At 71.9% G+C, this 11,975-nt stretch carries 9 protein-coding genes; 2 read left to right on the forward strand and 7 right to left on the reverse strand.

The window, feature by feature from the left end:
* Positions 1-28 precede the first annotated feature (28 nt).
* On the reverse strand, positions 29-853 hold the full coding sequence (locus ACMA1D_RS21810; RefSeq protein ID WP_414725700.1) for a hypothetical protein: 825 nt from the start codon (positions 851-853) through the stop codon (positions 29-31).
* 345 nt (positions 854-1,198) lie between these two features.
* Positions 1,199-3,217, reverse strand: coding sequence for an acetoacetate--CoA ligase (locus ACMA1D_RS21815; RefSeq protein ID WP_414725701.1), 2,019 nt, complete (start codon positions 3,215-3,217; stop codon positions 1,199-1,201).
* A gap of 519 nt (positions 3,218-3,736) precedes the next feature.
* Between ACMA1D_RS21815 and ACMA1D_RS21820 the strand changes: the two genes are divergently transcribed.
* Positions 3,737-6,133 carry a glycoside hydrolase family 31 protein gene (locus tag ACMA1D_RS21820; protein WP_414725702.1) on the forward strand — a complete coding sequence of 799 codons (2,397 nt, stop codon included), beginning with the start codon at positions 3,737-3,739 and terminating at the stop codon, positions 6,131-6,133.
* Between the two features lie 24 nt (positions 6,134-6,157).
* Here ACMA1D_RS21820 and ACMA1D_RS21825 read toward each other — a convergent pair whose 3' ends face one another.
* Positions 6,158-6,967 (reverse strand): M15 family metallopeptidase, encoded by an 810-nt coding sequence (locus tag ACMA1D_RS21825; RefSeq protein WP_414725703.1) that lies wholly within the window; start codon positions 6,965-6,967, stop codon positions 6,158-6,160.
* A gap of 277 nt (positions 6,968-7,244) precedes the next feature.
* On the opposite strand from ACMA1D_RS21825, the gene ACMA1D_RS21830 reads away from it, so the two are divergent.
* Positions 7,245-7,640 carry an Mpo1-like protein gene (locus ACMA1D_RS21830; RefSeq protein ID WP_414725704.1) on the forward strand — a complete coding sequence of 132 codons (396 nt, stop codon included), beginning with the start codon at positions 7,245-7,247 and terminating at the stop codon, positions 7,638-7,640.
* Positions 7,641-7,729: 89 nt separating this feature from the next.
* Here ACMA1D_RS21830 and ACMA1D_RS21835 read toward each other — a convergent pair whose 3' ends face one another.
* From ACMA1D_RS21835 to ACMA1D_RS21850, 4 genes are read right to left on the reverse strand one after another with little or no spacing between them, the layout of a single operon-like run.
* Positions 7,730-8,338, reverse strand: coding sequence for an ATP/GTP-binding protein (locus ACMA1D_RS21835; RefSeq protein ID WP_349993508.1), 609 nt, complete (start codon positions 8,336-8,338; stop codon positions 7,730-7,732).
* Entirely contained in the window at positions 8,319-8,714 is a 396-nt protein-coding gene (locus tag ACMA1D_RS21840) for a DUF742 domain-containing protein (RefSeq protein WP_349993509.1), read from the reverse strand. Before ACMA1D_RS21840 ends, ACMA1D_RS21835 begins: the two co-directional genes overlap by 20 nt.
* Before the next feature lie 9 nt (positions 8,715-8,723).
* Complete coding sequence (locus ACMA1D_RS21845) at positions 8,724-9,140, reverse strand: roadblock/LC7 domain-containing protein (protein WP_176165406.1); 417 nt, start codon at positions 9,138-9,140, stop codon at positions 8,724-8,726.
* Positions 9,137-11,794 carry a nitrate- and nitrite sensing domain-containing protein gene (locus tag ACMA1D_RS21850; protein ID WP_414725705.1) on the reverse strand — a complete coding sequence of 886 codons (2,658 nt, stop codon included), beginning with the start codon at positions 11,792-11,794 and terminating at the stop codon, positions 9,137-9,139. Before ACMA1D_RS21850 ends, ACMA1D_RS21845 begins: the two co-directional genes overlap by 4 nt.
* Positions 11,795-11,975: the final 181 nt, after the last annotated feature.

Genomic DNA, 11,975 nt, shown 5'->3' on the forward strand with positions numbered 1-11,975 from the left:
CCTTCTGGGAAGGCCGCCCCCACCTCCCTCATCGGTGTTGATCGTCCGGGTGCGGCAGGGAGAAGCCCGCCCGGTACTCCACGCCGGGCTCGGGCGAAACGGGCTCGCCGGTATCGGGGTCGGTGCAGTAGGCACTGAACACCTGGGCCTCGGTCAGTGGAGCCAGCCAACCGTCGCGGAGGGCCCAGCCGTGGACCGTGTCGCGTCCGTCCGGGCCCGTGGTGCGCAGGACGACTCCTCCCGAATGGGCGCCTGCCAGCCCGACGGCCAACACCATGCGGAAGGCGTGCCGGTCGTCGTCCTCCGCCGGTGGGTCGGTGGGGGTGTCGGGCGCGGTCCGTACATGGAGTGCCGCGATCAGCGAGCCCGACTCCAGGGACACGCTGCACACCAGGTGGTGGCGGCCCGGGCGTGCCCCGCGTAACAGCGCCTCGATTGCTTCGCCGGCGTGGTCGAAGGCGGTGGATGCCGCGCCTTGGCCGCAGGCGGTGCAGGTGTCCAGCGCGGTGAGGGCCGTCATGGCACGGTCCAGGGTGGTGTGTCGCTCTCCGCTGGAGTGCAGGAGTGCCACCAGGTCGGTCAGCGGGATCGCGCTGTGTCGCAGGGTCGGGCCTGCGGTGGCTGCCTCGGCCGCGTACCTGGCGCGGCTGGTGGGGCGGTCCGGGTCGAGCCCCAGCTCGGCGCAGAAGGCGCGGAAGAGTTCGGGGTCGAAGAGGGCGATGGTCGTGTGCTCACCGCCCAGGGTGCGGGCCCTGAGCCAGCCGTCCAATTGGCGCAGGTAGCGCGCGTGGTCGGTGAAGGGGAAGGACGCGTACCCCTGCATGGTGGTGAAGTCTGCTTCGGTGGCGAGCACGGCGATCACGCTGGGTGACTCGCGGCGCAGGGCACGGCGGATGGACCGGCGGCTGCCGCGGGTGCTTGTCCGACGGCTGCCGGGCCCGGGGCCGGGCGCAGCCCCCGCCCGGTCGCCCGGGTGACCACGGCCTGCGGGGCCGGTCGATCGGCCGGCGCCACCAGGGCCGCGGCTGCGTGTGGGGGCATCGGGTCCGGTGGGAGGTCGGCCACCGGGCCCGGGCCTGTCTTCGTGGGTGGGTCGACGGTCGTGCGGTGTGGATGGCATGTGAGGCTCCCTGCGGTTACGGTGATCAATGCTCACTCACCGTAACCGCAGGGTCTGACAATGCCGCGGGAGTGCAGGTCAGGCGGTGGTCGTGGCGCGTTCGCGGGCCAGGCGCTCGTAGAAGTGGAGTAGTTCGACGTCGTCCACGGAGCCGGCGTTGACCGCCTTGTCCAGGGCGACGCCCTGGAGGAGGCGCTTGACCGGGACCTCGATGCGCTTGCCGGTGAGGGTGTGCGGGATCGCGGGGACCTCGATGACCTCGTCGGGGACGTGGCGGGGCGAGAGCTGGGCCCGGATGATGGTCTTGATCTTGTCGCGGAGCGCGTCGTCGAGTGTGGCGCCGGGCGCGAGGTGGACGAAGAGCGGCATCCAGTAGCCGCCGTCGGCCTGTTCGACGCCGATGACCAGGGACTCCTTGATCTCGGGGAGTCGCTCGACGGCTTCGTAGATGTCGGCCGAGCCCATCCGGACGCCCTGCCGGTTCAGGGTGGAGTCGGAGCGGCCGTGGATGATGACGCTGCCGCGGGAGGTGCGGGTGATCCAGTCGCCGTGGCGCCAGGCGCCGGGGAACATCTCGAAGTAGCTGTCGCGGTAGCGGCTGCCGTCGGGGTCGTTCCAGAAGCGGATCGGCATGGACGGCATCGGGTTGGTGACGACCAGCTCGCCGACCTCGTCGATCAGCGGTGTGCCGTGCGGGTCCCAGGACTGGAGGTCGGTGCCGAGTCCGGGGGCCTGGAGTTCGCCGATGTAGACCGGGAGCGTGGCGACGGCGCCGGCGAAGCAGCTACACACGTCGGTACCACCGCTGACGGAGGCGATCCACAGGTCTTCCGCCACCTCCTCGTGCAGCCAGCGGAAGCCGTCGGGCGGCAGCGGGGAGCCGGTGGTGGCGACGCACTTGATGCGGGAGAGGTCGAAGTCGCGGCCGGGGTGCACCTCCGCCTTGCGGCAGGCCATCACGTACGCGGCGGACGTGCCGTAGACGGTCGCCCCGGTGCGTTCGGCGATGCGCCACTGGGCGCCGGTGTCCGGGTAGCCGGGGCTGCCGTCGTACAGCACCACGGTCGCGCCGACGAGGAGGCCGGAGACGAGGAAGTTCCACATCATCCAGCCGGTGGAGGTGAACCAGAAGAAGCGGTCGCCCGGGCCCATGTCGTTGTGCAGGCCGAGCTGCTTGAGGTGCTCGACGAGGATGCCGCCCTGGGACTGGACGATGGCCTTGGGCAGTCCGGTCGTGCCCGAGGAGTAGAGGACCCACAGCGGGTGGTCGAAGGGGACGGGCTCGTAGACAGGTTCGGTGTCGGCGGCGGTGAGGTCGTCCCAGAGCAGGGCGCCGTCGGGGGCCGGGGTGCCGAGCAGCGGGATGTGGACGACGGCGCGCAGCGAGGGCAGTTCGCCGCGGAGTTCCGCGACGGTCTGCGTGCGGTCATGTTCCTTGCCCCCGTAGCGGTAGCCGTCGACGGTGAACAGGACGACCGGTTCCACCTGCTGGAAGCGGTCGAGGACGCTGCGGGCGCCGAAGTCGGGGGCGCAGGACGTCCACACGGCGCCCACCGCTGCGGTGGCCAGCAGGGCGACCGTGGCCTGCGGGATGTTGGGTACGTAGCCGCTGACCCGGTCGCCGGGGCGTACGCCGAGGCGACGGAGTTCGGCGGCGAGCGAGCCCACCTCGCGGCGTAGCGTGGCCCAGCTCACGGGGCGCGGCTCCGATGTCTCGTCGACGTAGAGCAGGGCGGGCTCATCGGCCCGGGCCGGGTCGTCGGCGGTGCGTAGCGCGTGCTCCGCATAGTTGAGGGTGGCGCCGGGGAACCAACGGGCGCCGGGCATCGTTGCGTCGGCCAGCACGCTCTCGTACGGAGTGGTGAAGCGGACGTCGAACCATCGGGTGACCGCCTCCCAGAATTCCGGCAAGCGCTCCACGGACCAGCGGTGCAGCTCGGCGTAGCTGGTGACGGGGTCGCCCGGAGTGGCGGCCGGGGCGCCGTACCGCTCGGTGGCCCAGCTCTGGAAGCGGGTGACCTGGGCCTGCGCGATGCGGTCCGGGCCGGGGCTCCACAGGGGTTCCGGCTGGGCTGCTGGCTGCGGTGCGGTGGTCATCTCGGCTCCCGGACTCGGCACGTGGTTGCGTCCGCTCGCGTTCGGGCACGGGCCCCGGTGGTGGTGGGGCGTGGGTGCGACGCGGCTCAGCAGGACGATGCCATGTGATCGACATCCGCACCAGAGTGGGCCTGCTCCATGGCGGGGCCGTGCCGGGTCCGTGCCGCGGGTGGTCGGCGCCCCGTACGAGGTGCCGGTGGGGAGCTCGGGCCTGTCCGTGGTGGACGGTCGGCAGGGCTGCGGGATGGGTGGTGGGTGGGTGACGGTGGCGACTGCACGGGCTGGTGTGGGTGGGAGCGAGGTTGGGTGGGAGTGGGGTGGGCTCAGGGTTGGGTGGGGCGTGGGTGTGCGGTGTGGGTGCGGTGAGGGTGTGCGGTGCGCGTGCAGTGGGTGTGAATGGCGGATTTCGCGCGGCGGAGCGGGCCGAAGATCACGGGTGGCGGTGGACTCGGGTGACAGCGGGTGAACGACAGTTGAACGAAGCTTCTGGCTGGTCCCGGCGATGGCAGGGTGATCAGCATGGATGCGCGTGACCTGGTGCGGTCGGTGAAAGTGGTCGGTTCGGCCGGGGGGCTGCGGACCGTGCGGGCCGCGTGGCGCAGGCGCCGTCTTGACGCGGACGCGCTTCCCGCGCCGGGCGCCGAGCGGGCCCGGATGCCCGGGGTCGCCGAGGGCGCCGAGCCGTTGCCCGGCGGGGGCGTGGTGCGGTTCGCGCGCTCTTCGCTGCGCGTGCAGGTGGCCGCCGGCGGTGCGGTGTTCTGCGGCTGGGACGGTGCGGCGCCCGAGCCGTCGTACGCGCTGGCCGGGCCGTGCCCCGAGGTCGACCAGCGGGCCGTGCTGGAACCCGACAAGGACGACGGCTGGCGGGTGGTGTCGGAGCGGGTCACGGTGGCCATCGCGCGGGACGGGGCGGTGGAGATCCGTACGCCGGGTGGTGTGCGGCTGCGGCGCGAGTTGCCGCCGCGCTGGTGGGAGCCGGTCGCGGCCGGGGAGGGCGACCCGGAGCCGCCGCGCTGGACGCAGCGGTCCGAGGTGGCCGCCGACGCCCGCTGCTTCGGTCTTGGCGGGCGGGCCGTGGGGCCGCGGCTGCGGACCGGTACGTACCGGCTGTGGAACACCGACCCCGGGGGCTCCTTCGGGCCCGAGGACGATCCGCTGTCCCTGACCATGCCGGTGCAGTTCGTGGTGGCCGACGCGGGCTGCCACCTGTTGTTCCACGACAACACGTGGGACGGCGAGGTGAAGCTGCGCGAGGGTGTGGAGGGTGAGGGGTCCGGGCACGACCGGCCCGGCCGCTGCGAGGTCCGGATGCAGGGCGGGCCGCTGCGCTACTGGGTGTTCGTGGGGACACCGGCACGGGTGCTGCACGGCTGGGCGCAGTTGACCGGCTCCCCCGCGCTGCCGCCGCGCTGGGCGCTGGGCTACCACCACGCGCGGTGGGGGTTCGGCAGCGACGAGGAGGTGCGCCGGGTGGTCAACGGCTACCTGGAGCGCGGCCTCCCGCTGTCGGCGCTGCACCTGGACATCGACCACCTCGACGGCAACCGGGTGTTCACGGTGGACCGCGAGCGCTTCCCCGACCTGCCGAAGCTGGCGGCCGACCTGGCCGACGACGGGGTGCGGCTGGTGTCGATCGTCGATCCGGGGGTGAAGGCGGAGGCGGGCAACCCGGTCTACGAGTCCGGGGTGCGGTCGGACGTCTTCGTGCGCGATGCGCGCGGTGCGGAGGTGCGCGGTGAGGTGTGGCCGGGCGCGAGCGTCTTCCCCGACTTCACCTCGCCGCGGGTGCGGGAGTGGTGGGGCCAGTGGTACGAGGAGCGGCTCGCGCAGGGCTTCGCCGGGGTGTGGCACGACATGAACGAGCCGGTCTCCTTCGCCGCCTTCGGCGATCCCACGCTCCCGCTGTCGGCGCGGCACGCGCTGGAGGGGCACGGCGGCGATCACCGGCAGGCGCACAACGTCTACGGCCTGACGATGGCCAGGGCCGGGCACGAGGCGCTGTGCCGGCTGCGGCCGGAGCAGCGCCCGTTCCTGTTCTCGCGTTCGGGCTGGGTGGGGCTCCAGCGGTACGGCGGCACCTGGTCGGGCGACGTGGCCACCGGGTGGCCCGGGTTGCGGGCCTCGCTGTCGCTGGTGCTCGGGCTGGGGCTGTGCGGGGTGCCGTACTCGGGTCCCGACGTCGGGGGCTTCACGGGGTCGCCGGAGCCCGAGCTGTACCTGCGCTGGCTGCAACTCGGCGCCTACCTGCCGCTGTTCCGTACCCGTGCGGCGCTGACCGCGGGGCGGCGCGAGCCGTGGGAGTTCGGTCCCGAGGTGTTGGAGCACGCGCGGGCGGCCCTGTGCGAGCGGCAGCGGCTGGTGCCGTACTTCCTCACCCTGGCGCACCTGGCGCAGCGCACCGGCGCGCCCTACGTCCGCCCGCTGTGGTGGCGCTGGCCGCAGGACCGTGCCCTGCGCGACTGTGAGGACGCCTTCCTGCTGGGTGACTCGCTGCTGGTGGCGCCGGTCATGGAGGCGGGGGCCAGGCGGCGTACGGTGCGGCTGCCGCGCGGCCGTTGGTACGACGCGGCGACCGGGCGGGCTCATGACGGTCCGGGGCGGGCCGTGGTGGAGGCGCCGCTGTCGCGGGTGCCGGTGTTGGTGCGGGCGGGTTCGGTGTTGCCGGTGGCGAGCGAGCGGGGTGAGACCGAGTTGGAGGTGTGGGCGCCGGTGGCGGGGCGCACCGGTGGCGGGGTGTTGGTCACCGAGGCGGGCGAGGGGTGGGCCGAGCCCGCGACGGTGCGGTTCACGACGCGGTTGCGCGGGGACCGGGTGGTCGTGGAGCAGGAGGGCACGGAAGACGTGAAGTACGCGATGCGGGTGCGCGGGGACGCGGTGGGGTTGGAGCATGCGGAGGCGGGTGCGGCGGGGTGGTGACCGGCGGGCGCCGGGCGCCAGCGTTCAGGGGTGGTGGGGCAGTGCCGCGCGGGTGACGGGGAAGTCGAAGTAGGTGTCGGGGAAGGGTTCGGGCCGGTAGGTGTAGTGCCACCACTCCTCCGGCAGGTTGTGGAAGCCCGCTCGCTCCAGGGTGTCCTTGAGCAGCAGTCGGTGGGCGCGCTGTCGGCCCACCACGCGGGGGTCGAGCGTGTGTGACAGGGTGTCGAAGCAGTCGAAGCCGGTACCGGTGTCCACCGCATTGTCGGGGAAGCGTTCGCCCTGTGGCGCGTAGCAGGGGACGAGTGGCTGCCCCGGCCGGTAGGGGCGGGTGGGCTTCGCCGGGAGCTTCACGAGGGTCAGGTCGAGCGTGGAGCCGCGGCTGTGGCCCGACTTCTCGGCGATGTAGCCGTCTTCGAACAGTCTCGACTTGTCGACCCGCGGGTAGAACTCGGCCTTCATCCGCTGGTCGGTCAGGTCCTTGGCCCAGCGTACGAAGTGGTCGACGGCGCGCTGCGGCCGGTAGCAGTCGTAGACCTTGAGCGAGTAGCCGCGGCGGAGCAGGGTGCGTTGGGCGCGGTGCAGGGCCTTCGCCGCGGGTGCGGTGAGGATGCACAGCGGCTGCCGGTACCCGTCGACGGGCCGGCCCACGAAGTTGTGCCGGGTGACGTAGCGCATCTCCTGGAGGATCGTGGGATCGACGTCGCGGAGCGCCACGAACCCCTCGGGCGCGGTCGGTTCGGGGGTGGCCCGGGCCCGTTCCGGCGCACCGCTCACGAGCGAGAGGGCGGCGACGGCTGCGGCGAGCGTGCGGAGGGCGGCACTCCATCGGGTCATGCCCCGGGTCTACCAGCCTGCGACCGTGGCCGGAAGGGGGCGGCACGCTCCGGGTGCCGCCCGTGTCGTCTGCTGATCGGCGGCACGGTGGGGGTGTGTAGGGGGATGTGCGCGTGTGGGTGTGCGCGCTTTGGGTGTGCGGGTGGGCGTGGCGCTCGCCGTGCACCCGCGCCGCGTGGCCGGCCGGGCAGAGCCACCCCCGTGGACCCCACCCGACCGGTCACGCTGAAGTGGACGCTCCGCCCCGCGCCCCGGTTGCGTCCCCTACGGTGTGCGGATGGACGAGCAGAAGTTTGCTTCGTACGACGCGTTCTGGCCCTACTACGTGGCCATGCACGCGCGCCCCGCGACGCGGTGGGTCCACCTGGTGGGCACCCTCACCGGGCTCGCCCTCGCCGTCCGCGCCCTGGTCGGGCGGCGGCCGTTCGGGGTGCTGGCGCTGCCCGTGGTGGGGTACGGCACGGCGTGGCCGGCGCACTTCCTGATCGAGCGCAACAACCCGGCGACCTTCGGCCACCCGCTCTGGTCGCTGCGCGGTGACCGGCAGATGATCGCGATGATGCTGGCCGGCCGGGACGCGGAGTTGTCGGCGATCGCCCGGGACTGGCTGGCCGCGCATCCCGAGCACGACCACCGGCAGCGCGGTCGGGGCGCGCCGGGGGCGGCCGGCTGAGGCGGGCGCGTACGGGAGCTAGGCGCGTACGCACTGCGGCCCGTACCCCGGCGTTGGGGGTACGGGCCGCAGCGGTGCATCGGGTGCGGTCAGCCGCCGGCGGCCAACCGCTGCTCAGCGGCGATCTTCATGGCGTGCTCGACCACGGAGATCAGCACGCTCTTGGTCGACTCGCGCTGCCGTGCGTCACACAGCATCACGGGCACGTCCGGGTCGAGGTCGAGCGCGTCGCGCACGCTCTCCTCGGGGAACCGCAGGGCACCGTCGAAGCAGTTCACCGCGACGGTGAAGGCGATGCCGCGCCGCTCGAAGTAGTCGACGGCGGCGAAGCAGTCCTCCAGGCGCCGGGTGTCGGCCAGCACCACCGCGCCGAGCGCGCCGGTCGCCAACTCGTCCCACAGGAACCAGAAGCGGTCCTGCCCCGGCGTGCCGAACAGGTACAGCACCAGGTCCTCGCGGAGCGTGATGCGCCCGAAGTCCATGGCCACGGTGGTGGTCGTCTTGCCTTCGACCCCACCGATGTCGTCCACCGGCCGGCCGGCTTCGCTGAGCAGTTCCTCGGTACGCAGCGGCTTGATCTCGCTGACCGCGCCCACCAGGGTCGTCTTGCCCGCGCCGAAACCACCTGCCACCAGGATTTTCAGCGTCACCGGGTCGACGACACCGGAACGCCCGCGGTCAGAGTGCCCGAAGACCATTGATCACCTCGCGCAGAATCCACTCATCCGGCAGTTCCGCCGGAGGTACGGGCCGGGACACGCGGACGAGCGCCGCGTGCAGCAGGTCGCCGATGAGTACCCGGACCACGCCGACCGGAAGGTCGAGTTCGGCCGCGAGCTCAGCGACGGACTGCGGGGCTTCCCGGCTCAACTCGACGATGTCGAGGTGTTCCGGGGACAGCGTCTGATCAGATACCGACCGGCTCTTGAGCGTGTCGGCGATGACCACCGCTATCAGGTCGAGCTTTTCTTCGGTCAGGCTGCGGGTCCGGCCACGCGTCATGGCGTACGGCCGAACCACCGGCCCCGCCGCGTCGTCGAACCAACGCGCTGTGTCTTCCCCGTCTGTGTTCATGTCACCCCATCACCCACTGGACCGCGGAGCGGTACCCAGGTGAGTGCCGACGCGCTTGACCAGGAGCGTCATCTCGTACGCCACCTGCCCGACGTCGGAGTCGGCGTCGGCGAGCACGGCCAGACAGCTACCGTCGCCGGCCGCGGTCACGAAGAGGAACGCGTCATCAAGTTCCACGATGGTCTGCCGGACCCGGCCGACCTCGAAGTGGCGACCGACGCCCTTGGCGAGGCTGTGGAATCCAGAGGCGACGGCGGCCAGGTGCTCGCCGTCCTCCCGGGTCAGGTCCCGTGATGCGCCGGTCGGCAGTCCGTCTCCGGAGAGCACGAGCGCCTTGCTGATGCTTCCGACCCGCTCGACGAGCTCGTCGAGCAGCCAGCTCAGCTCGCTCGATGGCCTAGGCGCGGCGTTGAATGGTGCGGTCATCGACCGTCCCCCTCCCATGTCGTTCCTGGTGCTGTGCCCGCCGGGCCATTGGAGTCGGCGGAGGTGGTGTGCTGCTGCCGGCCGCGCTGCCAACCGCGCTGGAGCGAGGCCATCTTGGCCCGCGCCATCTCGGCATCGCGCTGGGGGTCAGAATCGTCCGGCTGCGGTTCCGGCTCCGCCTGCGGGGCGGGTTCCTTCTTGAGCTGCGGGGCGAGGCTGGCCTGCCGGACCCGGCGCGGCAGACCCGTGGCCGAGGTGGGCGCGGCGGGCCGGGCCGCCGGCGGTGCGGGGCGCTGCACGGTGAGCGTGGGCTCGGGGTCGGGCACCGGCTCCATCGGGCGGGCCGCCTGGCCGCCGCCGGGGCGCTGGTCGCGGCCGGCACGGGGGCCGTCCACCGGGCGTCCGTGGTCGGAGACGAGCACGGGGTGCCGCCGCCGGGGCAGCGGGACGGGTTCGCCGGAGGGCGCCTGGTCGTCGATCGCCTGCTGGTGCTCGGTCGTGGGACCGGCGTCCGGTACGGGCTGCGGCGCGCCGCGGCCACGGAACCAGCCGCCCTCCACATCGTCCGGCTCGTCGTCGTCGAACGGCGTGATCGGTGCCTCCAGTTCAACCGGTCCGTCCAGCGGGTCGTTCTCCAGCGCACGGGCGTGCTTGCCCTTGCGCGGTCCAGAGCCCTGGCCGATCGCGGCGATGCCGGTCTCGGAGGGGCGCAGCCTGCGCGTGTCCTCGTTGGGTCGCTCGCCGCCGAGCTCGACCTCGCCCTCGGAGAGCAGGTTGGCCGGGATGAGCACGACCGCGGTGGTGCCGCCGTACGGGGAGGGCTGGAGCGAGACGCGTACGCCCTGGCGCTGGGCGAGCCGGCTGACCACGAAGAGGCCGAGGCGGTCGGTGTCGGAGAGTTCGAAGTCGCGGGTCTCGGCCAGCCGCAGGTTGGCTTCGAGCAGCGCATCGGGGGTCATGCCGAGGCCGCGGTCGTGGATCTCCAGGGTGAAGCCGTTGGAGACCCGCTCGCCGTGCACCTGTACCGCGGTGTGCGGGGGCGAGAAGACGGCGGCGTTCTCCAGCAGTTCGGCGATGAGGTGGGTGAGGTCGGCGACCGCGGGACCGTTGACGGCCAGTCGCGGCAGTCGACGCACCTCTATTCGCTCGTAGTCCTCGACCTCGGCGACCGCGGCCCGGACCACGTCCATGAGCTGGATGGGCTTGCGCCACTGGCGGGAGGGTGCCGCGCCGGAGAGGATGACCAGACCCTCGGCGTGCCGCCGCATGCGGGTGGTCATGTGGTCCAGGCGGAACAGGTCGGCGAGCTCGTCGGTGTCCTCGGTGCGACGTTCCATCGCGTCGAGGAGGGTGAGCTGGCGGTGCAGCAGGACCTGGTGGCGGCGGGCGAGGTTGACGAACACCTCGGAGACGCCGCGCCGCATGTCGGCCTGCTTGACCGCGGCCTCGATGGCCGCGCGCTGGAGGGTGTTGAGGGCCTGGCCCACCTGCCCCATCTCGTCCCCGCCGTATTCCAGGCGGGGTGCCTCGGCCTCGACGTCGACCTGCTCACCCGCGGCGAGCCGGCGCATGACGCTCGGCAGTCGGACTCCGGAGACCTCGTGGGCGTCCTTGCGCAGGCGCTGGAGGTCGCGGATGAGGGCCCGACCGATGCGGATGGAGACGAACAGCGAGGCGAGCAGGGCGAGGAAGCCGAGCACACCGGCTGCGCCCGCACGGAGCAGGACGCGGGTGGCCTCGGGGCTCACGACGTCGTCCTTGTACCGCTTGGTGTACTGCTTGCCGAGGCTGTCGTAGTCGTCGAGCGACGGGTTGACCGCGGCCTCCCAGCGCTTGCGGTCCACCACCTCGATGGTGCGCTCGGGGCCCGCGTTCTGGATGGCGTTCTCGACGTTGTACAGCGCCTCGGGGGCGGGGGACGTCTGTCGATAGTCCTGGATGATCTTCTGCTCGTGCGCCGGCAGCACCGGAAGGTTGGTGGTGTAGATCAGGTCCCGCTCGGCGCGCAGGTCCGACATCTTCCGCAGGTCCTGCCAACTGATCCGCTTGGCCGTGACGCCCGCGACGTACAGGGCGTCCTCACGGGCCAGCGCCTCACGCGCACGGATCATCGCGACGATGGCGCGACCGTGCTTGTCGATGTCGGCGTTGGGCACCGTGTGCAGGGCGTAACGGAAGTTGTAGACGCCGTCCACGAGGAAGTTGTACTTCTCGAACGCGCTGCTGCGGCTGATGGAGTTGTTCTCCACCTTGCTGCGCAGCGCGTCCAGGCCCTTGGTGCTGTCTAGGAACGTGGCGAGCTGTCGCTCCGAGTCGGAGTTCATGCTGTCACGCGTGTCCTCGCTGCCCGCGTTGTCGCGCAGCTTGTCCAGGACCGTGTCCGTGTAGTGCTGCCGCTCGCGTAGCTGGGCGAGGGCGCTGGAATTGCGATCTGCGAGGTAGATGAGCGTCTGTCGACGCTCCTTCTGGATGGCCTGCACCGCGTCCTCTGCCGGCGCACCGACCTTGTCGATGACATCGGCCGCGTCCATCAGCTGGATGGCCTCACGACTGGTGATCACTGTAGCGAAGGCCCAGATTGCCGTCAGTGAGACAAGCGGCACCAGCAACAGCGCCACGATCTTCCGGCGGATCGACTTACCGCGAAAGCGCATGGCCTCCCTAACGTCAACCCCGCAGACGCGGGGGATGTTCCGACAACAAGCGGCGCGAGCCTACTACTGCCGCGTGACCAACTCGAAGACACGTCCAGCCGTTGACAGCACATCAGGTGCGCCCTTGATCATGAGTTGTCCGTTGTTGCCCCGACTTTTCAACCCACAGCCCAGGGATCGC

Source organism: Streptomyces sp. 796.1, from assembly GCF_047525675.1.
In the GTDB taxonomy this organism is placed as follows: domain Bacteria; phylum Actinomycetota; class Actinomycetes; order Streptomycetales; family Streptomycetaceae; genus Streptomyces.